We start from the raw sequence: 25,028 nt of genomic DNA on the forward strand, positions 1-25,028 counted from the left end.
ATCAGTTCTAAAAATCTCGGTCAAGAATACATCAATACTAGTGTAAGACCTATAAGCCCATTGATGTTAGTTTACTTTCTAACCAAGGTATGTCTTCACGAAATTGCAAGATTATACCTTTTACAAAGGTATAATATTCTCGTGATGGATTTAGATTTTTTTCAATAAATCTCTCAAAGTCCGCATCTACATTATTTTTACCCATGTACTTGTCTAATATAATTTCGATATCTGCTTTTATTTCTCTTTTCTTTTCTACTACGCCATAGGCATTTAGCCCTAACAATCTAATAGAAAACGATGCTCTTTTATATTCAATTGCCTTAGTATTCGATGTAAAAGGCTTAATTTCCCCAGACAGAGTATGTAAAAGAAGAGTTGTATCTGATTGGACACATGGATCAAGTAACAATGGTTTCTCTGTTAGATGATTTTGAGTCAAATCCCAACAACGTTGATTTTCATCAACCAAAGGGAAAGAGTTTCCTTTACCATGAACGATCCTTGTTGAAGAATCAGTGTCTAATCGATTACACCGCTGACAAGATAATCTGTAATTAGTCCAGTCATAACTTAACCACCAATAGCCTTCAAAGTCTTCACCATATCTTACATGGGAGCTCGGATATTTTAATTTTTTCTTGCCTATCTTTACTTGATTTTTTGGACGAAAATGTTCAACATCAGAAGTTGATCTCAAATCTTTGGATTCACAAAACCAACATTTTCCAGAGCTCTTCAAGCTCAACCAAGACTTTAGATCTTTCCAATGGGCATCTTTAATTAGTTTTTCTTTGGGAGTCAGAGCTCTTTTAGGAAAAGGGCCAAATATATTCGCAACTTGTAATAAGCGATATGTATAGGTTGTGGAAGTATCACTTGGATTATGAAAATTTCTATCTGTTGGGGGTGAGGTGTGATCTATAAAGTTCATTCTTCACTCGACATAAGGCTTTTAACCAAAGCATCTAAAGCTTTTTGTTTATTTTCATCGGTAACAATGGGCTCATCTACATAAGTCGTTCCATGCATTAAGTCGAAACGAGCTCGCATAAATTCTTGTTTAATCCGATCTTTAAAATCAAAATTAAAATCTAATTTTTCTAGATACTCTCGTAATTCCTTTTGACGTTCTTTATCCTCAGGTGTTTTATCTATTCTTGGTTTAATGACCAACTTTTGATACTCAATTAATAGTTCATTAGTTTTTTTGTCTAGAGAACTCCCTAATCCGAACATATCGCTAGTGATGATCCCAGCATAGCCCATACCTTTCGGGTCTAAATCAGGTTCAGTCGCATAAATCTGCTTATCTTCATCACGATGCAAAATCTGAATTTGTTCTTTTTTAAGTTCTGCAATAGCAATCGGATTATGCGTCGTGAGTACAATATGACTATTGGTTTTTAAACCATTCGCCTCACTTTTCATGAATGCTTCTAAATAATTTAGATATTCAACTGACCATTTAGGATTTAGATGTGTATCAGGTTCATCGAGTAAATAAAGACTTTCTTCTTCATTGGTAAAACGTAGTAAGCCTAAAACTGTCAGTAGTTGTTGTTCGCCTTCACTTAATTCTTTAAAAGTGACAGTACCATTATTCTTTTTTAATTTAACGCGTATGTGTACAGCTTCAATTAACTCAGAGACATAAGTACTTTCTAAATCACGAAATAGAATCCGTGGTTCTTTATGCTCCATGAGTTTTTGAAAAGATGACATATCTTTGAGAAATAAATATTGATATTCACGAGTTTTCTTATTCCATAAGCTACTTTTTGAACTTTTGGTAATTTTAATTGGCGCTAACGAAATATCGTACAGTTCACTAAGGAACTCTTTAACTACGCCTTTGGCATCCCAAAGTCTTGGATCACCATCATCCTTTTTATTTGTCCAAGAGGGTTGGCGTAATTCAAAAAGAATTGATTCGATGCCAGATTCGGCATCAATACCTAACTGATTTTCCAAAAAAGATTTAATCGTTTCATCTTGTTTAAATAAAAAAGCTAAGAGGACAAATTGACTGTGAATAGGTAGGGCATAGAACATACGTTTAAACCCAACTTCCTCCGAAGTTTTACCACCTCTTAGCTTTTTGTCATATTGTTCGATATAAGGTGTAAAAATGTCCTGCATTCTAGTACTTAAACCAGAATAATAGCTAAATACAAATTTAGGTAAAAACTCACTATTCTCAGCTGTAAATTTTGTAAAAGAGACGTTTATCGGCTTAGGTACTTCGGACGCCTCATTTTCACTTTCAATGTTAGAAATCGCTTTTTCTGAGAATAAATCAGGTTGTTTTAGCTCGACTAAATTTATTGGGGATTGATTTTTGTTTAATGGTTCTAAAACTGTTTGAAGTGGGATGTACGAAAAAATATATTGCTCTTTTTCCAAATCAGGATCAGCTTGAATAGTGACATATTTCTTGTTTATGCCTGAACCGATCTCATATTTCAGCTCAAAGGCAAAGGCTGGCATTTTTTCTTTTCGGATTAAATCTCTAAATATAATAGCAAGTGCTTCTAATACATTAGATTTACCTGTTCCATTCCAACCGATAACAACAGTGATGGATTGATGTTCATCGAAGTCGATACAGACATCTTTTAAATTTTTAAATTGATGGGTAGGGCTATCCTTAGCACTACCAATCTTTAAGTAATCAAGACGCATCAGTCTTATCCTTGAGCTTAATCAGATCTTGTTCTTTACGATTTTGTTTATCTGGCTTTACCATGATTTTGTCATCTAGGCTCAGCGTGCGAAGCTGTTCGTAAAACTGTTCAATTTCTTCAATTTTACTGTTTCCATTTAATCCAAAAGCTGTTGCTAATTCTTGTCCTGAAATCCAATCTGACTGCTGTTGTAAAATTTCGAGAATAGTCTGAGACATACCAACTTCCTTTTTAGCTTTTGAGGTCGAGCGTTTTTTGGTAGATGATTTTTTTACTAAAGCTTCTGCTTCACGTTGCTGTTGAATGCGTTGTAACAGGACTTGAGCAGGTTCATCATTAGGATCTTGAGGTACAAGTCTTCCTGTAAAAGCTTGCTTTAAAATATTCAGCTTTTGCTTGGAAATAGATTCTATAGAGTTTTTAATGGCTTCATTTTGAAATTGCAATTTTTCTAATTGATTATCTAATACTTCAACAAGATGTAGTTGTTCTTTAAAAGGAGGTAATGGAAGTACAACTTTTGATAAAATATCTAAATTAATATTTTTTTGTGCAGTTGCTGGGGCTTCATCTTCTAATTTTCTCTGAGCGGTGCGCATAAAAAATTCAATATATCGTACTGATACATCGTTACATGTTGTTAAAAATCCTACGAGGCTATCGGGGAAACATCCTTCAAAACTCATGATGGCAGTATGCCCAATATTTGCCGCAATAGTAATGCACATCGTACCTACTGGCCATAATCTACTTTGAGCTAAACCTGCTTCGCTGTAAGTTTTTTCATAGCTTTCAATAAATGTGTCAGCATAACGAATATCACTCGTTTGAATAAATGGATAATCCCCACCGTAAAGATGAGGAGCATTACGTGGTCTATGTTGCGATTTTCCGCGGTCTAACCAACCAACTTGAGATAATGTAGCCCACACCCAACCTTCAGGTAATTGAGGTAGATTTTCTGTATCAGGTTGAACAGGCTCAGGGTATTTATCCTGCCAATTTTTTGGCGGATTTTTTCCTTTTTCTGCAAACTCTTTAAGTTTCTCTTGTTCCCAGCGTTCACGGCGTTCTTTTAAGATACGAGCTAATAGCTGTTCACCAGTTTCAGAAATTTCAGTTTGAGTTTCACGCCATTCTTTACTGAGTTCGCCATCAACAGCTGACTTTAATAGCGACTGACGATAAAGCTCTAATTTCTTCTGAGCAGTTTCAAGCTCTTCAATGCCATTATCCAGTTCGCTAAATAATTCATCGATTTTATCAGTGATACGGATTTGCTCATTAAATGGAGCTAAACTAAATTTTGATTTACGTAAATATTGGTAATGACGGCTATATCCGCGATCTTCAATTTTGGTATGTAATAATTGGTAATATGCAAATTTAGCATCTAATAAATTGTTTATAGGTTTTATAAGTTTTAATCCATCTGCACCAACAGCAAAAGGAAAATTGATGAATTTAAATCTTCGGGTGTGATCGCCGAATCCAATTAAAGGACTTGAGATTTGTACTAAACTATCGGGGTCATTGGTATAACCACTAATGAAATTTTCACCTTGGTCTATAACTGGAATTTCGCCAACACTAAGGTAAGATTTTTGTTTTATCTTATTTGTATTTGGTGATAGAGAGTCGAAGCCTTCATCGAATTCAATTTCACACCAAGATGTTGGTAAATTTGTCATGCCACTAACTCTTCATTTAATTCTTTCATTAATGGCATCAGTTTCTCTCGACCAAAAACTTCTGCCGCTTTAAATGCCCCACCATGACTCGCCAACGAACCTAACTTAAAATCATTCGGTGTTAGCTGACAACTATTCGCAATATGATCTTTCATTAAACGCAGCCAAGTCATTTGCTCCTCAGTAAATGCTGTTGCATTCTGAGCATTATGTCTAAACACCCACTTTTGGAAACGTTTATCGACTTCCTCACTAAATGGAGAAAGCTCTTGATCTAAACCAGAAGCAAAACGAACTAAAGATAATAAATCCGTTAATTTACGCTGAGTATTTACACCTTTGACTTGACTGCCTTTTACTCTTTCATAAGCAGACCAAAGACGTTCAGTGGTCAGTAATAGCGGAGGACGGCTGAGTTTATCATGAAGCTCTTGAATCATGCTTAAAGTCAGTTCACGGCGTTGATAGGGTTGATCATAAAAGAAACTTAACGCTTCAATGTCTTCGCGGTGCTCTTTTAAATAGGCTTCGAACTTTGCGATATCTTCTTGAGCTTTCTGTTCTACATTTGCAGAGAAACCACGGTGAATGACTTGATCAATGTTTACAGTATCAATAATCTGTTCAGCATCTTTCTTTTCAATCAGTAAATTTCTAAGTTCAGGATCATCAAATACACGGTAAGCCTGCTCAAGGAGCTCACTCATTTTGTCTAAGTACTGCTGTTCTGAGATTGAATCTTCCTCAATAACCAGACCTTGAGACGTGGCATCTGTGATAATCGCTTGATTAATCGTATCAGGATCAACCGCATCCAAAATCGATTCAGTAATTTGTTTTAGACTTTTGCCATCGGTAAGCTGGCTAATTTTAGCTTGCGTTTCTGCATCTAAATTTTTATTGAGTCGAATCAGTCGGTTTGCCAAACTTAAAGCAGTATCTTCGTCTACATCACCAATAATGATGCCATCCATGAGTTGTTTTAAAGTTGTGGTTGGTTTGCGCTCTAATTGACGACTTTCAGTTTTTTGAGATTTTTCTACACCCACAGCATCGATGATAACAAATCGAGTTTTGGCACCACTCGCGCTTTGTGAAACTTTCTTTAAGCCATCTTCATCTAAACTACGAACACCACGACCTTTCATTTGTTCGTAATAGCCCTTAGAACGAACATCTCGCATAAACAGTAAAACTTCTAATGGTTTTACATCTGTACCCGTGGCAATCATATCCACGGTCACGGCAATACGAGGGTTATATTCGTTACGGAAATCACTGAGTACACCATCAGGATCTTTGGCGCTATAAGTTACTTTTTCACAAAATTCATTGCCCTTACCGTACTCTTCACGCACGATATTAATAATGTCGTCTGCATGACTATCCGATTTTGCAAAGATTAACGTCTTTGGGACTTCTTGACGGTCTGGGAAAATTTCTTGGCTTACAGCTCGCTTCATTTCTCGAATGATGTTGCGAATTTGACTTGGATTGACCACATCTTTATCTAAGTCTTTATGGGTGTAGACAATATCTTGATCAGCCTCAACTAAACGTTTAGCTCGGGTTTGGCGACTACGGCGATCAATGAATTGCTTTGCACGAATGGTCTGACCTTTTTTTGTAATTTCTGTTTCGATTTCATAGATGTCGTAGCCAACATTGACACCATCAATCACAGATTGCTCATAACTATATTGAGCAACAATATTTTCATTAAAGAAGCCATAGGTACGTTTATCCGGTGTCGCACTTAAGCCGATCAAGAATGCATCAAAGTAGTCAAGAACTTGTTTCCATAAATTGTAAATACTGCGATGACACTCATCAATGATAATGAAATCAAATGACTCGATAGGCACATTAGGGTTGTACTGAATATGCTTTTTAGACAAGCGTGTATTTTCTTCTAATGTATTCAATTCATTTAAGTTAATATCTTCATCTTGCTCATCCAGTTTTTCACCAGACAAAATCGAATACATGCGTTGGATTGTAGAAATGCATACATCCGCTTTGCTATCTAAGGTAGAAGACATGAGGCGTTGAACATTATAAAGTTCAGTGAACTTACGTTTATCGTCAGGTGGCGTAAATGCCATAAATTCTTGGTGAGCTTGCTTTCCTAAGTTTCGCGTATCAACTAAGAATAAAATACGTTTGGCTTTTGCAAATTTGAGCAGACGATAGACCGAGGAAATCGCAGTAAATGTCTTACCAGCACCAGTTGCCATGTGAATAAGTGAACGAGGCTGTTGTACCGCTAATGACTTTTCTAGTCCTGTAATAGCATCAATTTGACAGTCCCGCAGGTTGTCAATATTCAAAGCCGGCATTTCCTGAAGCCGTTGACGTAAAGTCTTCTCTTTTTTAAATAGCTCGTTTAAAAATTCAGGTCTATAAAACCAAAAAATCTCACGTGAGCGCGGCTCAGGATCTCGTCTATCTGTAAAGCGTGTAATTTGTGATGTTGCTTGGAAAAGGAAGGGGAGGTCATCGTATGGTTTTTTTGATTTCAAACCTGATGTTGCATACCTTTTTGTTTGGCGTTCATGTGTGGTGATATTTTCACCTTCTTCGTCGCGCTTGGCTTCGATAACTCCAACAGGAGTACGATTTACAAAGAGAATGTAATCCGCAGGACCAGTTTTAGTTTGAAATTCGCGAACAGCGATACCTGGAGCTGCACCGGGGTTGAAATCTTTTTTATCGACAACAAGCCACCCAGAAGATTCTAGTTTTTGATCAATGATAACCCGAGCTTTATCTTCTGGAGACATGTTTACCCTTTATAAGTATCTATATTAAAAAAAGTATACTTATAAAGTTATGGAAGTTGAACTCACACTTTAGACTTATTCTTTGGGTTGAATCAAAATAGCCTCTTGCTCGAGTAAATAGAGTTCATTAATTAATAAAAACTCTCGATACTGATGAATTATGTTTTCATCTTTTTCTCGATGGGCACGAGCATTCCTGAATGCCATGTATGCACCCGTAAATAAATTTACTCGGCCTTTGATTTCTGCATTATCAGGTACGTCCCAAGTGAGGATGGCATTTTCACCTTGAAAGATTTGTGCAAATAGCTTGGTGCTATGCTCACGGATACCTGTACGTGTACGAACAATATCTTCAAGACGTTTATACGCTTTTGTTAAAGCAGAGTCGGGATCTTGCTTAAACAGTAACGCTAAGTCAAAAATTCTGTCATCAATAATCGAGTAGGGTAGTTCTAAAGGGTAGTAACGCTTTGAATTAACAGTGTGGGCTGCTTCATTTTCGAAAGGATAAATATAATCATGCAGACGAATAGGACGAATGATTTTTTGCTGAAAAATAAATTCGATGTCCTGATCACTCAATGATGAGCTATTCAATTTATTAAGGAGTTTTGTGGATACTAGAATTTCTTCAGTTTCAATATGATGCCTCTTTAAAAGAGACAGAGCTATTGCTAGACCTTTAGGTCCTTCTCCGAAATAACCCGATGTAAAGCCAGAGCGAATGACATAATAATTTTCGGTTAGATCTTTCATGATAAAGGCATGAGATTGTTCACTTGTCAGCAATAGAGCGTAACTTAGATCTGCATGAGTTTGGATCAAATTGTGCAGGCTTAATAGACATGTTTCTGTAATGCCTTCTTCACCTAAATAATCGACACGATAGTAATTTTCTGTTTTAAACATTTTTATAAATAGAGAATTTTTGTTCGAAAAGATGATGGGGTAAATTGGGGTAAAAATCTAGTACTTCAAATTTTTTAATTGCAAGATTTCATTAAAGATTTCGGGTGAGTTCAATTGCCACCACCTCTACGCTAACTACATTGTAAAATAATAAAATTCCGATTAAAAAATTAATTGAAGCTGTAAATTTTTAAAATCTAAATTAAAAAATATCAAAAACAATAAAATATATATTTGATATAGCTGTTCTAATAACTCCCCATATAAGTACGGAAGAATTACACTATGCATCTAACAGATTCGCAGCAGTCGATGTGCGTTGTTCAAGTAACAGAGACTTAGGGTGAGGAATTAATTGTAATTGAATTTTCGATAAGTGTCATACTCTCTAAAAATGGTGCAACGAAGCTAAATTAACAAAAAAGTAAAAAAAGTAAAGATGTGTGGTATTGAGGATTATGGATAAATAAAGTAGATTTCGTCACAATGTTTAATTTTATAATAATAATCGTTAAAAATGAGAAAATTTTTTTATCTAAGTTTGAGTTGTTTTTTTACTTTAAATACTGTGTGTGTTGCTAGTCAAAATGTGAGTGCTTCTAGTGTAAAGTCTTTATTTCCTGAAGAGATTTTTTTACCCGAATTGATTAGGCAAGACCAGCGGTTAAAAGATTTAAAACAGCAGCTAGATACACAAACTAATATTAAACCTAAAACTTATAATTTAGCTAAACAGAAATCACTAATTATTGATGAAATCCCTTGTTTTGATATTCAAAGAATAGTTATAGACGTAGATGATTTGAAACCTAAGGCGACAGATGCTTTTGTTTTTTTGACTAAATTACTCAATAAAAAAAATGGTCAAATTATAGGGCAGTGTATAGGTACTAAGAGTTTACAGAATGTGATGAGATTCGCTCAGAATGAATTGATCAAGAAAGGTTTTGTCACGACTCAAATTGTGGTGCCTGAACAGGATATGACTCAAGGGATATTAAGATTTGAATTGGTGCCAGGACGTATAGCTAAGATCAGTCATAATGGGCCTGATATTTCAGTTCTGCAGTTAAAGACAGCCCTTCCTTTTACAGAAGGCGATATTCTTAATATTCGTTTATTAGACCAAGCATTAGAAAATTTAAAAAAAGTATCTGGATTAGAGGTTGATATTCAAATAGAGCCCGCTACAGAAGAAACAGCAGTAGGGCACAGTAATATTTTGATTAGCACGCAACCTTATAAAAAACTTAATGTTAGCGTGTCTGTAGATGATTCGGGTAATAAAAGCACTGGCCAATATATTGGTAACATTGGACTGACCCTGAATAATCCTGCCCGAATGAATGACAGGCTGTATCTTAATTTCAGCCATTCACTTGATGATTTTGATCAAGACCGTAATAAAAGTTACTTTGCTAGCTATCAATTACCGTTCCAGACTTTTGACTTGAGTGCAACTTACAACTGGTATGAATACGATCAGTATGTTGCGGGTTATGAGAGTCCGATTTTATACAGTGGTGAAAGTCAGCAGGCTAATATCACCTTGTCTAAAATGTTGTTACGCGGAACCCAATATAAAACTTCCGTATATGGCAAATTTTATCAAAAACAAAACCGCAACTATATTGAAGATATTGAAATCGGTGTTCAGCATCGACGTACAGCTGGCTGGCATGCGGGTATTCAGCATAAGCACTATATTGGCAATACCTTAGTCGATGTCGGATTAGATTATCGAAGAGGGGTGGGCGCTTTTAATTCACTTGCTGCGCCAGAAGAAGAAATTACCGACATTTTTGGAAATCCACTTCCGGTTGAAGGTTACTCACGTGCACCACTCTGGAGTGCTGATTTGCGAATAAATTATCCTTTTAATTTATTCAATCAGGCAGCTCAATACCGCATAAATTGGAAAGGGCAATATACGCCCAAGGTCTTGGTGCCCCAAGACCGTCTCTATATTGGTGGTCGCTATAGTGTTCGTGGCTTCGATGGTGAAATCATGTTATCTGGAGATAATGGTCATTTTCTGCAGCAAGAAATAAATATCAATACTCCCTTGAACAGCCAAGTCTATCTAGGGATAGATCAGGGGTGGGTTACTGGGAAGCACAGTATCGCGGGGCAGCGTTATTTAGCAGGGGGAGTTACGGGAATACGTAGCTACTACCAGGGGCTATATCTGGATGCTTTTGTTGGACACGGACTGGTTACTCCACAGAGTATAAAAAAAGAGTTTATTACGGGCTTTAGCCTGAATTATTCTTTTTAAAGCTTTTAATTTAAAAAATTATTTAAAAAATAGAAGTACTTTCAATGAATAAAAATCTTTATCGCATCATTTTCAGCAAAGCCCGCAATATGTTCATCGTTGTAGGGGAAAATAGTAAAAGTAAAACCAAAGCTGCTGGAGAGAGTGCAAAAATAGCAATCTCTCCAGGGACTCACGATAGTCAAATTTTACAGCAGCATTGGGTAGTGAAAAGTTTGGTGGCCAGCATGAGTTTATGGATGTCTGTAGCACCTGTATATTCACAGATTCAAGCAGATCCGGCGGCTAATGTAGCGAACAGACCAGTCGTGGGCGTGGGAAAGAATAGCCAAGGTCAAAATGTACCGGTAGTCAACATTCAAACCCCAGTAAATGGTGTCTCCCATAATATCTATAAACAAATGGATGTGCTAAGTAATGGTGTAGTCCTGAATAACAGCCGTACAGGTGCTGGTTCCATCACTGTTGGGAATGTAGGGGCAAACCCATTTTTAGCTAAAGGTGAAGCACGGCTTATTTTAAATGAAATCAATTCAACTGCAGCAACACGTTTTGAAGGAAATCTTGAGATTGCTGGTCAACGTGCAGATGTCATTATAGCTAACCCAGCCGGTATTAATATTAAAGGTGGCGGTTTCATTAATGCCAATAAGGCCATTTTTACCACAGGCAAGGCACAGCTAAATGCGGATGGAAGCCTAAAGCAATTTGTTGTAGACCAAGGTAAGGTGACGGTTACAGCCAACACAGGCTCAACTTTAGGTTTAGGTGGGAACAACAATAATGCCGATTATGTAGATATTTATGCACGTGCGTTAGACTTGAATGCAAAAATGCATGCAAATCAAGATATTAATGTCATCACAGGTGCAAATACAATCTCAGCCAACCTTGAGAGCATTGACAGTAAAACCTCAACAGTCGCAGCACCTGCATTGGCGGTGGATATTAAAAGTTTGGGCGGGATGTATGCCAATAACATCTTCCTGATGGGGAATGAAAAGGGCTTAGGTGTCACGAATGCAGGTACACTCCAAGCTGTAAATAATATAGTGGTGACCAATACTGGTAAAATTGTTCATAGTGGAACAATTTCAACTACAGATAAAAAGAATGGTTTAGTCAGCGTTGCTAGCACCGGAACAGGAGCTGCTGCAGATATTGCTATAAGTGGATCAGTAAATAGTTATGGTTTAATTAATATTGATTCAGGCAATAATTTAAATCTGAATGCAAAAGATATTACGCTAAATTATGATGCCACAACCCTCAACTCAGCAGCACTGATTATTGGAGCTCAAGGTAATCTAAACTTAGCCACTGGTACCAAAATCAACAACCTCAGTACAAATGGCGACTTATATATCGATGCTAAAGGGATCAGTCTGGCAGCAAATTCAGAGCTACGTAGTAACCGAGGCTCTGCCAATATTAATGCCAATGAGAGTCTGTTGAGTAACAGCACAGCAAGACTGATTGCTGCGAAAGATTTAAACTTAACTGCCAATAAAGACTTGAAACTAATAGGAAATACGTTACAAGCCACGAGTGGTTCAATCAATATCCAGTCAGCTGAAGAGGCACATCTGCTTCAAGTAGATGGTGGAACACTTTATGCCGGTAAAGACTTAAATATCTATGGTACAGGTGATGTCAGTCTTAAAAACTTAAGCTTTAACCTGGTCAATAATGCTACACGTTTAAAAGATATCAATGTCTACAGTGGCAAAAATCTGACTTGGGATAATAAAGCGAAACCCTTAGCTAAGATTTCAGGAAAACTACAACTTGAAGCAAAGCAGGGTATAGAGCTTGCGGGTACGGCGCTCCATGCAGCCAATGGTATTGTCACCCAGTCTGATACTTTAAATTTGAACACGACAGTAAAGTCAGATCAGGGCATTGACTTAACTACTCATAATGCTATGTCTCTAGCACAAGGTACATCTTTAAATGCTGTCAAAGATGTCAATTTAGCCTCATTACAGGGCAGTATTCAGGCACAAAGTCTGAAAGTTAACTCAACTACGGGCCATACATCGATCATCGCCCATGAAAATGTCAACTTGAATTCGGTTCAAACCACGGTGCCCATGTCCCATGCCGATCGTGATGAACAGATTACAGATAAGACCGTGATTGACGCAGCTCAAGGGATTGTACTTGCCAGTGCAGAAAAAGGTACAGTCAGCGTTAATTCAGCAGATTTAACGACAGCCAAAGGTGATTTAAAGATCCTTGGACAAAATGGTGTAAATCTGGATTCTAATATTGATGTGGTAGTTGGTGGTGGAGATAATGGATATGACACTATTCTTAGCAATCAGCTCAAAGGCCAATCTGTATCAATAGGAACTAAAAAGGGTAATATTGATATTAAGAATACTGATTTGACCTCAACTGTAAACCAGCTACATCTAAACAGTGAGGCAGGTATGCTTAATGTTGCAGACAGTAAGCTGCAGTCGAAGGGAAATACTGAAATTTACGCCAAGGATATTTTGGCTCTTAAAAATATCACAGCAAACTCAGATCAACATTTAGCAGTCAATTCAAAACGAACCCTATATCTGAATGCAGATTATACGCCGACAGCTACTGTGTGGCACCCATCAGCTAAAACCAACTTAACAGCAAAAGGAGTCTTGTCACTTACTGCCACGGGCAACCAAATAATGCAGAATGCCGAAATGACAGGTGGTGCTATTTTATTAGAAACCACAAATTTATCTGTTAAGCCGGGCCTAGTATTCAATGCCACAGGAAGTGACTTATTAAAAAAAGATACCAATTTGAATAGCCTGAATGGTGACTTAAGTATTCAGACTAGAGGGGCAAATGGTTTAACCATTGATCCGAAGATTATTAAGCTATCGGCAGTAGGCGATATTGAATTAATTGCAAAGAACGGCTTATTAAAATTAGTGGGTTATGGTGGCACACAAGGTAAGGGTTCTGAACAAGTGGTCAAGCTCAATACTGCAGGTGGTGGAATTAACTTGCAAGGGGACAAGGTTGAATTACAGGGATCAAAATTAACTGCTTCGAAAGATTTATCAATTGTATCAACTGGTGGAGATTTAATTGTTGATGGAGTTCGGAATACTATTACTAATCAACATACTGATGAATACAAAGCAAGAATAAATAATTTAATTAACCAGGAAAAATTACTTTTTGAATCAGATGATTATAAAGATTTTATGGCGTTTTTAATGCAGGAATTAACTACATTAGGTAAAAGAGTTGAATCTGGTGAACTAGTAGCCGGAGGTGAGGCTGTTTGGAAGGAAGTAGAAAAAATTTCAATTATAGGAACAAAACAATATCCGAATTATGTTTCAAAAGCTATTCGAATACGAGAAGAAAAAGACTTTTATTCTGAAATGTTAGAGTTATTTAATGTTGGTTATGTTAATGGAGAGGTACATACTGGTTCAGAATTTATTAGTGAAAAAGGCAATATTCAGGTTGTATCAAATAAAGGTTTAAGTATTAGCGGTTCATCTATTGATGCGAAAGATGGAAAGGTCAGCCTTGAAGCTGCGGGAACCTTGGATGGTGATGGGTATAATATTCAAGGAAAATATAATAACCCTATTGAAAACAGTGTAAAAAAAGGTGTTATTAAAGGCAGTATAGTTATTGATGCTAATCAAGACTCGTATGAACAAGGGAAACCCTCTGATAATAATTATCGTTGGTATAGCCCAGTAAGCCCTACAATTATTAATGGAACTAAAGGGGTTTCTATAAAAGCTACGGGTAAGCAGGCTACAGATAATTTAGTTTTACAAGGAGTATCGATTACCTCAGAAAATGATGTAAATATTGAAGCTTATAAAAATATAATTTTCGATGTGGCGATTAATAATAGTTTTAATAAATCTCAGAAAACTGAAACAAAAAGAAAATGGTACGGAAAAAAGAAAACGATTACAACAACGCAGACCGATGAGAAAAGTGGAGGCTTGTCTGTCGATATTGATGCAAAAAATATTAATATTAAAAGTCAAGAAAAGAATACAGCTTCGATGACAGGTCAGAATCGCACGAGTATTGATATGTATTCTAGTCAACTAAATGCTATTGATGGAAAAATTAATATTCAGGCTGGAGGGGATCTAAACTTCTTAACTGCTGATGATGTAACACTTAGTACAACAGATATTACTAAGAAAAGCTCATTTCTTGGTGTCAAACTGAATAACTCACATACCACAAAGACGAGAAATGTAAAATCAGAATTACCTTCAGAATTAAATGCCAACTATATAGGAACTAAATCTGGATTTGATACTCGTCTCAAAGGAACAGTATTTAACTATTTGGAGGGGGCAAATATTGAAGCGGGTGGAAATATTACTCTGGAAGGAGCTTCCAAAACCGTCGCAGAAACTTTGAAAAAAGAAAGTAACAGTGTTGTTTGGCAGTCTATGCAAGATAAGGGTTCGATTACGGAAACTGCAAAACTTCCAAGTTTTAATGGGCCAGTTGCACCAACGTTTATTGCGAAAGGTGGACTGACTGTACAAGTTCCAGTGATTACTGGTCAGAATAATGATGTTCGTGCTGAAGTGATCAAGCTATCCAATCAACCTGGTAATGAATATCTGAAAGGTCTTATTGCTCGTAAAGATGTGAATTGGGAAGCAGTAAAACTTGCTCAGGAGAATTGGAATTATAAGCAGCAAGGTTTGACAGGAGCTGGCGCCGCAATCATTGCAATTATTGTGGTAGCAGCGACTGCAGGCGCTGGAGCTTCAGCAGTAGGGGCATTAGGGGGGACAGCATCTACTTTGGGGGGATCTGCTGTAGCGATGAGTCAGGCAGCAATTACAACTTTAGCAACACAAGCGAGTGTTAGCCTGATTAATAATGGTGGAGATATTGCTAAGACTTTAAATGAGTTGGGCAGTAAAGAGTCGGTAAGAGGTCTAGCCACAAGTATTGTAACAGCAGGTTTGTTGAGCCAAGTAAGTACAGCTTTAAATCTTAAGCCTGATAGTGCTTATTTTCCCGATCGCTTAATGAATAACTTTGCTACTTCTGTTGGCTCCACTTTAGTACAAACTGCTATCAAAGGTGGAAATCTCGAAGATAATTTACAGGCTGCTTTATTAGCTGGTTTAGCAGGGGCATTACAGGGAGAGCTAGCAAGTCAAATTGGTACAAGTCTAGATAAAGTTGATCCTAGTGCTTTTGAATACACAATTCATAAAATTGCTCATGCTGCAGTAGGTTGTGCGGCAGCAGCTGCAACAAAAGCAAGTTGTGAGGCTGGGGCAATCGGGGCGGGTGTAGGTGAAATAGTTGCAGGGTTAATGCCTGATCCTGCTAATGGCATTGAATATACGGACAATGAAAAACTAAAGATTCGAAATATAGGTAAACTAGTTTCTGGTACTGTAGCTGCATATGCAGGATATGATGTAAATACAGCTGCAAATAGTGCTGATACTGCGATTCAAAATAATTCTTTAGTTAAATTAGCGACTACTACGGGTAAAGTGTTAGTTAAGACATTGGACGAGTTCAATGCTGCAAGAAAGAAAGGTCTACAGTATACAAAAAGTGATCTTGTAAAATCTTTAAAAGAACAAAGTGCAGATGAACTAATAGGCATTGCCGATGATTTATTGACAGTATTCGGTAGAAGCACTTCTCCATTTGATCGTGCTTTAGCGGCATTAGATTTACTTGTTGGAACTGACTTAAAACCGGGTAAAGGAGATTCACTTAACCTTGCAAAGAATGAGCTGGATCAATTAAAAAAAGACCGTTCCTATGTCCAAACAGTTTACCAAAATAAAGTTGATGTTATTACACGTAATAGGTTGAGTGGAAAGGAATTTGAAACAAGCGCTGCAAGCAAGTTAGGAGTAAAGCGTAATACTGATCGACAAATGATTACTGTCAAAACAGAAAGAGATGGACAGATAAATATTATTCCAGATGCATTTGGCAATGGTAATACATTAGTTGAGTTTAAAAATGTAAAGTATCTTTCGGATACCCAACAATTACGTGGGTATGTGGCAACTAAAAAACCTATTGAACTTGTTGTTAATATGGATACTGTTGTAACTAAAACAGTAAGGGATAATATTATGGCTAATGGCGGTCGAATACAGAGATTTAATTCAAAAACTCAGACAGTTCATCCATATTGAGAGATTATGTAATGAAATTCAAACGTCAAATTCACGCTCAAATATATACACCCAATATGTTGACTGAACCCAAAGACTTTTTTAGACGTGTAAAGCATTATTGTGATTACTTTCCAGAAATGTTGCCAGAAAAATGTGGTTTTTGGTCACCCTTAAAAATCCCTTTTGCACCAGAGACAATAGAAAATTTGATTCCTAATGATCGCGGTGGAGCTGCAGACCAACTGTCATGTCAGCGTTTAAAAAAACCGCGTTGTCAGATACAGTTTTCTCCATCACGACATGGAATTACACATAGCACTGAGTATATTAGTCCTGAGCTTGAACAAATAGATCAAAAAAAATTAATAAATTATCTTAAGATTACCACTCTCCAATTTAACGGGGATTTAGCCGTTATTGATGTGAATCGGCATAAAGATCCAGATCCTAGAGTTATTGAGGGATGGAGTAATATTACACCCTATACACATCAGCTTAAGCACTGGCTACCAGATATGTATTGGGGAGTTGTATTTGGTAAGCCATATGTTGATCTATTTGGTTTAGAATGCCTGTTATCTACTCCAGCATATTTAGTCGAAAAATTGTCTGATCATGCAGTCTATATCCAACTGTCTGAAAACTTAAAAGATGTCTTTGAAAAAAATGACCAAATAGACGGTCAGCGTGAAATAGTGAAGCGTTATTTGGGTTATGATGCATTTTGGTCTGCTGAAAAAAGTTATGTAATTAATATTGATTACAGATTTTTAAAAGGTTTATCAGAACACACAGTTGTTCATATTCCTTTACAAACAAACTATACAGATGTATTTCGTGTACCTCATTTCAATTTGATCTCTGATACTTATACGCAGGCAGAAATTCCCCCAAAAAATATATACACATATTTGAGTGAATTAAAAAAACTAGAAACTGAGCAATGGTCTATTCAATTATCACAAGCGTGGCTATTACGACCTTTTGATCCTGTTGCACTTGGTTATAGTGCTGAGGACATCTATAGTCATGGCGATGTGCAAGAAATAGAGTTTTTTTACAAACCAGATAGTTATGATTCACCTATTGAGAAAGAGTTTTTTATTGGCGCATGGGATAGACCAAACCGAGAAAAAGAAGATCGTCAGGAGTATGCTGAATCTACTATTCAAAAATTGATTGAAAGCAATCCGCAAGCAGTATCAGAATGGCAGATAGTAGAAAGTAAAATTGTACATTTTGAAGAGTATTCAGAGGTCTATTTAGATCAAACAGACCAACAGGAGTTCAATTTATTTCGTTTAGCGATTAAAGTAATTATCTTCGATAGTTATTTCGTTAAGCTAACTTTTATGGACTATTGGTGTAATGAACTGAGCGAATCTAAGCAAATCTCTGATCCAATCTTTAGTTCATTTGAGGCAAAATAATAGTATTTTTTGTCATTTACTGTGCTGATAATAGTGAGAAAATAGAATTTAATCGGCAATCCATAACTACTTCTCACTATGACTCGTACAATGTTGACTGACCAATACTGGTCTAAGTTAGAAACTATTTTCCGTAATTTTCGTATTAATCTCAAAAAAGATCTTCTAAATTGTATTAAAGATATTCTTTATTGAATCCGTACAGGCTGCCCAAGGCGGGATTTACCCGCTGCCTTCGGCAAGCCAAATTCTATATTCAAGAAATTTTCTCGATGGTCGAAATACAATAAATTATTAAAAATACTTTAGTTAGTTTCATCTTATGATGACCTAGAGTGGGTGTTTATTGATGATAGCCATGTGAGGGCTCATCAACATGCTACTGGAATCAAGGATCAGACTATTTCAAAAAGATCAGTGGAAACAGTTCTAAAATTCATTTAGCAGTTGATTCTCATGGTAACCCAGTTCAGTTTTTGATAGAGGATGGCTCGGCCAATGATGTAAAAGTAGCACCGAAATTAGTTGACAGCCTAGATCTGAGGAACAGAAATTCTATGTGCGGATAAAAGGGTTATTACTCTGAATCCTTGAGAGAACAGATAGAAAAGACGGGGGGACGGAAGCCAATATCCCCCCAAAAAAATTCAATACTTTTTCAAATAATGACCATATGGATTGGTATTTATATAAAATCAGGCATTTAGTTGAAAATGCCTTTGTTAGATTATAGCACTATAGAGGAATTGGTACACGCTATGAAAAGCTAAAGTAAAGCTATGAAAATTCTGTTGCCTTGGTTTGTATCTTTATTTCGCTACCATTATGAAATGTCAACAGCTCCTATTAAAAATTTAGACAAATCACATCACAATTTTTATTGCAAATACTTGTACACAGTTTATGTGGATAAAATGACACCCAACGATGAAAATGAGGGTGAGAAGATTTAATGAGTAAATTGATTAAAATAAATCAGACTTGTTTTTAGTGATAATGTTACATAAAGTCGTTAAATATTTAGTAATCATTTTTTCTTTTAAAGATAGTAAAAAATTGTGGATATTACTTTAATTAAAATCTGATAATAAACTATGATTTTTATTGATATATCTATTTCCTGATTTAAATAGTTGAATAGCGTTAACATTTATAAGAAGTGAGTATAGTCTAATTTTGTCGAATGGCTTCTTGAATTTTTGATCTATTAAAATCAAGATGCGTACTATGATGTACTTTAGGTAAGTACAGATCGTGCTGATTATTAACCAGCTATAGGGTTAACTTTACAAATGATTATAGATGCTAAGGCTGTAGCGTTAGACATCAAGATACTTTACAAGTTGATCTATATCCTTAGAACAACCTGATATGGTTTAAACGCCTCTAGCACAGCTTCAGCAACCAACTGAATGAAAGCCTCAGTTTTGCCATAGGCCATCCACTGATCCAAAGCTTCATAGTAGGCTAAGCGATCTTCGACCGTAATAACACAAGGAGGATATCCTGCTTTAAGCAATTCAAGGTTCATCAAAAGACGTGATGTACGCCCATTTCCATCAATGAATGGATGAATTCCAACAAAATCAGCATGTACTTTAGCTGCACGTTCAATGGGGTGTAACTTATGTGCTTCGGAGTTGTACCAATCAACAAGTTGAGCCATCTTATCATTCAATAATGTATAGTCGGGTGGGGTAGTCGTAGCACCTGAAATTAATACGTTTTGTTGGCGATAACGTCCAGCATTGTCATCATCAATATTTTTTAGAATAAGTTGATGGATATTACGAATCTGCCATTCAGAAAAAGGCTCTTCTTTGCGAATAATGTCTTCAACATAGTAGATAGCATTTCTATGGTTGATTGCCTCGAAATGTTCTCGTAAAGCTTTTCCACCAACAGTTATGCCTTCCAAAACGACTTTGGTCTCTAGCAATGTAAGTGTATTGCCTTCTATTGCATTTGAGTGATATGTCCAACGAACAATAAGGTCTTCTTGTAGATTTTTTACAATTGCAGAGGAAAGAGGACGATGCTGATCTAATCTCATTTTTAAAGCATCAATATTTTCAAACATAACCTTAACCCTGAAGTTGCACCATTAAATGATACATGAAAAAAATAAATATAAAATGTGATGTTATATTGTTGCACTTTATATTGAGAATTTACGTGTTAAACTCAGTATACAATTTCAAATTCTCAAGCAAAATTTGAACAAAAGTCCGTGGCTTATGCCTTGATCTAAATTCATGTCATCTTAGGGAATCTAACTTCTCTAGAATAAGTTAAGAGATTTTTTTACGGTATTTTTTACGGTAAAGCTCAACGGTATTTAATTTTTATTAATATAAAACAATATGATAGTTCCTGAGTTTGGTGCGCGCTGAGCGCACCATTTCTTTTATGTCTTTCAAACAAAACATAGTCCGTCAAATAAAATATTTTTAGTAAATTTTTATCAAAATTTAGTGCGTAATCTGAATTGTTAATCTGAGTCGATTGAATCGTGAGATGCTCCAATACTGACAAATAACAATATATTTAGTCTCAAAATAAACATAAAAATGCAAAATTTGTCACATAAAATTCACATGGCCTATTTTAAATTTGAATTGCGGCATTGCCGTATAAATCACATAAATTATGAATAATTCAAATAAGAGGCACAACAATGTACGAAGAAAAAGTTCTGATCCAAAATCGAATTTCGTGGGCGAGTATTTTCGCTGGCGTTATTGTTGTATTAGCTATTTCAATTTTACTCTCATTACTTGGCGTTGCATTAGGATTTGCGCTCCTAGATCCACAATCTACCACTGATATTACAAATGGCTCAGGGATAGCAGTAAGCGTATGGACAATTATTTCATTGTTAGTATCGTTAGCTATTGGTGGATTTGTTGCAGGTCACTTGGCTCAAGCTGATGGTGCAATCCATGGCTTTATTGTCTGGTCACTTTCATTGCTGTTAGGTATCTGGTTTGGTGCAATGACCATTAGCGGCGCGGCAAAAATTACTGGTAGTGCGATTAGTTCAGTCAGTAGTGCTGCGGGTAGTGTAGCATCAGAAATTGGTCGAGGTGGCGTTAATTTAACTCAGATCGGAGTTCAAGCTTTTGAGGAATTGGTTCCTTTACCAAAGCTTGAAAATAGTGATGAAAAGATGTCTGAGGCATTACGCAAAACAGGAATCGAGGAATTGCAACCCGAATTCTTAAAAGCGCAGGGTGAATGGGCAAAAGAGCAAATTAAGGTTGCTGCAAAAGAGTTGGTGATTCATCCAGATAACAGTGATGCTATTATTCAAAAGTTATCAGAACAATTAAAAACTCGTGCACAATCTGTAACTGCTTCTATTAATAAGAATGAAGTCAGTGCTGCTTTAGCGAAAAATTCATCTCTAACTCCGCAAGAAGCGAATCAAGCTGTCAATAATTTCCTTATACAGCAGGATAAATTCTTTAATGATTTAGAGGCGAATATTCAATCTGCTAAATTAAAATATGCTGAACTAAAAGATCAAGCACGTGAAAAAGCAGCTAATGCGACTAAAGCTGCTGCAAAAGCTGCTTTATGGTCATTCATTGGTTTATTGATTGGATTGATTGTGACGATTTTTGCTGGACGTTTTGGTGTAAATCATTCAAATAATCGTTCACGTCATTTGGCTTAATTCTGAGCTTAAAATTAGAATTAAAAGTCGACCCATTTCGGTCGACTTTTTTGAATTAAAACTTTGTTCATATTCGCGAAACTTATTCTTATCTATAAATTCTTATCTATAAATAAAAAAATTCAATTGTATTTTTTTTATACAGTTGTTGAAAAGTGTTAAAGTGACTTCACATCACATATTGAAAGTATTAAATTAAAAATCACAGTAGGTTGTAAATATTCAACGCTACTGACGAGTTGGACGGATCAATGACAGTTAGTTCAGTTCAGTTGAACAATAAATCTAACACTAGCCTTCCAACATAAAGCCCGCGTAAAGCGGGCTTTTTCATATCGGAATTATGCTTTAAACATGACTTCAACATCATATTTTCGAAATTCACTGAGCAGGTCTTGAATGATCGATCCACCCGTTTGTTCTGAAGCATTGAGCAGGACTTCTTTATTTTCAAGGCTATCAAAACATTCTATGTGATTGATTTGCCATTGATGATCTTGATCAGCTTGCTCAATGATAATACGTCGAGGCTGCAATGAGCCATCTGCTTGACGCGGAATAACATTGGTAATGGCGAGCTGGATTTTCTCCACCTGGTCATGGGCATGCAAGAAGGTGAGAACCCAATTTCCGACTTTTTTAAGATACATAGGATTATCTAAAGGATCAAATTCTAGAATTTGGCTGAGTTTAGACATAAGGCACCTATTTATACCGTTGTTGTATGATCGTATTAATATATTTATGACAAAGATGTTCTACTTCGCCTTAGTCTAATAGCGGATGAGGTGGGCAGTGTTGAATGAATAAAAATAATAAAAAATATTTAATTATCATGTGATTATATTATTTTAATTATTGGTGTAAATTTTAGTTTAATCGTTTAAAAGTATTAAAAAAATAGTTAATTTCTCACTTTGAGGTTTAGGTTCAAAGTGAGAGTCATGAAATATTGCTTAAAGCGTATCAATTAAAGTTTTTTCTAAGGCTTTTTTCAAATAGGGATCCAAGTCTTCTTGTCTTAGTAACCATGAAACATAATCACTTGGAAGATCTACAATGGCTGTCCCACGATGTTTACCGAAGTTAATTGTACGAGGAATACGTGCATCTTCAGATACTTCATAGAGTTCTTCAATGTTTTGAATACCCAAATGATGAATAATGTGCATTAAGATATTTGCAGTCAAAATAATATCAGCATCAGCACGATGGGCACCTTTTAACATCTCTCTAGCTTTGCTACTGCCTTTACTAATCATATAAATTAAAGCAGAAATGTTGTGTGCTTCTGCATGAGGCCAAACTAGTCGAGAAAGAGCGAGTGTACAGATGGCTTTAATATGACTTGTGTCTACGCCGCATTGCTGAACAGCTCGAATATCATAATCAATATTATGACCAATAATATACGTCGTTTCTTGAGGTAATTCGAAGGTACCGAAGTTGGGCTGATCTACTAAATCACTTTCAAGAATATGATGTACCGCCATTGCAGCATAGGAAATTTTTTCGTCACCAATACTATATAGTTGGTCAAAGATTTTTTCGCGATCAAGACTTAATTTGCCTTGTTCAATCTGAATAGGAGCATATGCAATTTCTATGGGCAAACCGTTCAATGTATGGGTTTCAGTATCCAAGATAATGGCTTGCATGCAAATGTCCAAGTAAATGATAAAGATGTAATTAATTTAACATTTTCAAATCTGAGCTCACAGTAATAAAGTCAGTGAATTGTATAAATTATGCTGAATTGAACGAATCATGGGAATTATTTAGATGAGGTGCCCATTTTAAGTAATCTTCATGCTCGATCATATTAACGTTGCAAGTTTAGGCTGTAGGTTGTTAAAGGCAATTTTCAAAAATGGCTGAATTTAAAAAGAATAGTCTTAATTCAGATATTTGTTTTTAATAGTAATAGAGTGAACACACAGGAATTAATCAAATTTAATTGCAAACTGTTTAAACTTCATTCTCGAAATTTAACAAGTTCATGTTACAATACGCGCCAATCTTAGCACGGCTTAAAAGCCCTACATTAATAGGACCTCGCTAATGTTTGCCAATATCTCTATTGCTGACTTTGATCCAGAATTAGCTCAAGCTATTACGAGTGAAGATGCTCGTCAGGAAGCTCATATTGAGTTAATCGCTTCAGAAAACTATTGCTCTCCAGCAGTAATGGAAGCTCAAGGTTCAAAACTCACTAACAAATATGCAGAAGGCTACCCAGGCAAACGCTACTATGGCGGTTGTGAATATGTAGACGTGATTGAACAATTGGCAATTGACCGTGCTAAAGAACTCTTTGGTGCTGATTACGCGAACGTTCAGCCTCATGCTGGTTCTCAAGCAAACTCTGCAGTTTATCTAGCGCTTCTTAACCCAGGCGATACTGTTTTAGGTATGAGCTTAGCTCACGGTGGTCATTTGACTCACGGTGCTAAAGTTAGCTTCTCTGGTAAAACATATAATGCGATCCAATACGGTTTAAATCCAGAAACAGGTGAAATCGATTACGAAGAAGTAGAACGTTTAGCTGTAGAACACAAGCCACGTATGATTGTTGCAGGTTTCTCTGCTTATAGCCAAATCGTTGATTGGCAGCGTTTCCGTGAAATCGCGGACAAAGTAGGCGCTTATCTATTTGTAGATATGGCTCACGTTGCTGGTCTTGTTGCTGCTGGTGTTTATCCAAGCCCAGTTCAAATTGCTGACGTAACTACAACGACGACTCACAAAACACTTCGTGGTCCACGTTCTGGTTTAATCCTTGCAAAAGCAAACGAAGAAATTGAGAAAAAACTTCAATCTGCTGTATTCCCAGGTAACCAAGGTGGTCCTTTAGTTCACGCTGTAGCGGCTAAAGCGATCTGCTTCAAAGAAGCAATGGCTCCTGAATACAAGGCATACCAACAACAAGTTGTGAAAAACGCGCAAGCAATGGCTGAAGTGTTAATCGAACGCGGTTATGACGTTGTTTCAGGCGGTACGAAAAACCACTTGTTCTTGTTGTCTCTCATCAAACAAGACATTACTGGTAAAGACGCTGATGCTTGGTTAGGTGCTGCTCACATTACTGTGAACAAAAACTCTGTACCAAACGATCCACGTTCTCCGTTTGTGACGTCTGGTATCCGTATCGGTACTCCAGCTGTAACAACTCGTGGTTTCGGTGAAGCAGAAGTACGTGAACTTGCAGGTTGGATCGCGGATATTTTAGATTCTAAAGGCGACGAAGCTGTCATCAATTCTGTGAAAGCTAAAGTTGAGACTGTATGCGCTAAATTCCCAGTTTACGCAAAATAATCTTCGACTTGAGAAAAGCCCCCTCAAGGGGGCTTTTTTATTGAATATTGGAATGTCAAATCTGTCATTTTTCAATAGTTCTGATATAACTGATGTAT

13 protein-coding genes and 1 pseudogene are annotated in these 25,028 nt (G+C 36.5%); 6 read left to right on the forward strand and 8 right to left on the reverse strand.

Annotated features, from left to right (window positions below; translation table 11 throughout):
* Positions 1-49: 49 nt before the first annotated feature.
* The 5 genes from AC1M84_RS00880 to AC1M84_RS00900 form a co-directional block, all read right to left on the reverse strand.
* Positions 50-934 carry an HNH endonuclease family protein gene (locus tag AC1M84_RS00880; RefSeq protein WP_481594217.1) on the reverse strand — a complete coding sequence of 295 codons (885 nt, stop codon included), beginning with the start codon at positions 932-934 and terminating at the stop codon, positions 50-52.
* Positions 931-2,685 (reverse strand): AAA family ATPase, encoded by a 1,755-nt coding sequence (locus AC1M84_RS00885; protein ID WP_481594218.1) that lies wholly within the window; start codon positions 2,683-2,685, stop codon positions 931-933. The genes AC1M84_RS00880 and AC1M84_RS00885 overlap by 4 nt, the downstream gene beginning before the upstream one ends.
* Positions 2,675-4,378: a restriction endonuclease subunit S gene (locus AC1M84_RS00890; protein ID WP_481594219.1), complete on the reverse strand. Its 1,704-nt coding sequence runs from the start codon at positions 4,376-4,378 to the stop codon at positions 2,675-2,677. Before AC1M84_RS00890 ends, AC1M84_RS00885 begins: the two co-directional genes overlap by 11 nt.
* Positions 4,375-7,161: a type I restriction endonuclease subunit R gene (locus tag AC1M84_RS00895; protein WP_481594220.1), complete on the reverse strand. Its 2,787-nt coding sequence runs from the start codon at positions 7,159-7,161 to the stop codon at positions 4,375-4,377. Before AC1M84_RS00895 ends, AC1M84_RS00890 begins: the two co-directional genes overlap by 4 nt.
* Positions 7,162-7,236: 75 nt before the next feature.
* On the reverse strand, positions 7,237-8,073 hold the full coding sequence (locus AC1M84_RS00900; RefSeq protein ID WP_481594221.1) for a TIGR02391 family protein: 837 nt from the start codon (positions 8,071-8,073) through the stop codon (positions 7,237-7,239).
* Positions 8,074-8,662: 589 nt separating this feature from the next.
* Here AC1M84_RS00900 and AC1M84_RS00905 point away from each other — a divergent pair.
* The 4 genes and pseudogenes from AC1M84_RS00905 (at position 8,663) to AC1M84_RS00920 (ending at position 18,711) form a co-directional block, all read left to right on the forward strand.
* Positions 8,663-10,351 carry a ShlB/FhaC/HecB family hemolysin secretion/activation protein gene (locus tag AC1M84_RS00905; RefSeq protein WP_481594222.1) on the forward strand — a complete coding sequence of 563 codons (1,689 nt, stop codon included), beginning with the start codon at positions 8,663-8,665 and terminating at the stop codon, positions 10,349-10,351.
* Between the two features lie 44 nt (positions 10,352-10,395).
* The gene (locus AC1M84_RS00910; RefSeq protein ID WP_481594223.1) at positions 10,396-16,524 is read left to right on the forward strand and encodes a DUF637 domain-containing protein; all 6,129 of its coding nucleotides are present in this window, start codon (positions 10,396-10,398) and stop codon (positions 16,522-16,524) included.
* 11 nt (positions 16,525-16,535) lie between these two features.
* On the forward strand, positions 16,536-17,936 hold the full coding sequence (locus AC1M84_RS00915; protein ID WP_481593112.1) for a hypothetical protein: 1,401 nt from the start codon (positions 16,536-16,538) through the stop codon (positions 17,934-17,936).
* Between the two features lie 78 nt (positions 17,937-18,014).
* Positions 18,015-18,711: pseudogene (locus AC1M84_RS00920) on the forward strand (IS5 family transposase).
* 573 nt (positions 18,712-19,284) lie between these two features.
* Here the strand turns inward: AC1M84_RS00920 and AC1M84_RS00925 are convergent.
* Positions 19,285-20,016: a Fic family protein gene (locus AC1M84_RS00925; protein WP_481592885.1), complete on the reverse strand. Its 732-nt coding sequence runs from the start codon at positions 20,014-20,016 to the stop codon at positions 19,285-19,287.
* Between the two features lie 597 nt (positions 20,017-20,613).
* On the opposite strand from AC1M84_RS00925, the gene AC1M84_RS00930 reads away from it, so the two are divergent.
* On the forward strand, positions 20,614-21,615 hold the full coding sequence (locus AC1M84_RS00930; protein WP_035265699.1) for a hypothetical protein: 1,002 nt from the start codon (positions 20,614-20,616) through the stop codon (positions 21,613-21,615).
* Positions 21,616-21,956: 341 nt separating this feature from the next.
* On the opposite strand, the gene AC1M84_RS00935 is transcribed toward AC1M84_RS00930, so the two are convergent.
* Positions 21,957-22,313 (reverse strand): hypothetical protein, encoded by a 357-nt coding sequence (locus AC1M84_RS00935; RefSeq protein ID WP_035265701.1) that lies wholly within the window; start codon positions 22,311-22,313, stop codon positions 21,957-21,959.
* 258 nt (positions 22,314-22,571) lie between these two features.
* Positions 22,572-23,273 (reverse strand): putative quorum-sensing-regulated virulence factor, encoded by a 702-nt coding sequence (locus AC1M84_RS00940; RefSeq protein ID WP_035265703.1) that lies wholly within the window; start codon positions 23,271-23,273, stop codon positions 22,572-22,574.
* A gap of 403 nt (positions 23,274-23,676) precedes the next feature.
* On the opposite strand from AC1M84_RS00940, the gene glyA reads away from it, so the two are divergent.
* Entirely contained in the window at positions 23,677-24,930 is a 1,254-nt protein-coding gene (gene glyA / locus AC1M84_RS00945; protein WP_180027534.1) for a serine hydroxymethyltransferase, read from the forward strand.
* Positions 24,931-25,028: the final 98 nt, after the last annotated feature.

The organism is Acinetobacter sp. 24-47-66 (assembly GCF_056779755.1).

Bases quoted from the DNA above. Each gene is read 5' to 3' on its own strand.
- AC1M84_RS00910 (WP_481594223.1), top strand. From the start codon at position 10,396: ATGAATAAAAATCTTTATCGCATCATTTTCAGCAAAGCCCGCAATATG.
- AC1M84_RS00895 (WP_481594220.1), bottom strand. From the start codon at position 7,161: ATGTCTCCAGAAGATAAAGCTCGGGTTATCATTGATCAAAAACTAGAA.
- AC1M84_RS00900 (WP_481594221.1), bottom strand. From the start codon at position 8,073: ATGTTTAAAACAGAAAATTACTATCGTGTCGATTATTTAGGTGAAGAA.
- AC1M84_RS00925 (WP_481592885.1), bottom strand. From the start codon at position 20,016: ATGTTTGAAAATATTGATGCTTTAAAAATGAGATTAGATCAGCATCGT.
- AC1M84_RS00935 (WP_035265701.1), bottom strand. From the start codon at position 22,313: ATGTCTAAACTCAGCCAAATTCTAGAATTTGATCCTTTAGATAATCCT.
- AC1M84_RS00930 (WP_035265699.1), top strand. From the start codon at position 20,614: ATGTACGAAGAAAAAGTTCTGATCCAAAATCGAATTTCGTGGGCGAGT.
- glyA (WP_180027534.1), top strand. From the start codon at position 23,677: ATGTTTGCCAATATCTCTATTGCTGACTTTGATCCAGAATTAGCTCAA.
- AC1M84_RS00940 (WP_035265703.1), bottom strand. From the start codon at position 23,273: ATGCAAGCCATTATCTTGGATACTGAAACCCATACATTGAACGGTTTG.
- AC1M84_RS00885 (WP_481594218.1), bottom strand. From the start codon at position 2,685: ATGCGTCTTGATTACTTAAAGATTGGTAGTGCTAAGGATAGCCCTACC.
- AC1M84_RS00890 (WP_481594219.1), bottom strand. From the start codon at position 4,378: ATGACAAATTTACCAACATCTTGGTGTGAAATTGAATTCGATGAAGGC.
- AC1M84_RS00915 (WP_481593112.1), top strand. From the start codon at position 16,536: ATGAAATTCAAACGTCAAATTCACGCTCAAATATATACACCCAATATG.
- AC1M84_RS00880 (WP_481594217.1), bottom strand. From the start codon at position 934: ATGAACTTTATAGATCACACCTCACCCCCAACAGATAGAAATTTTCAT.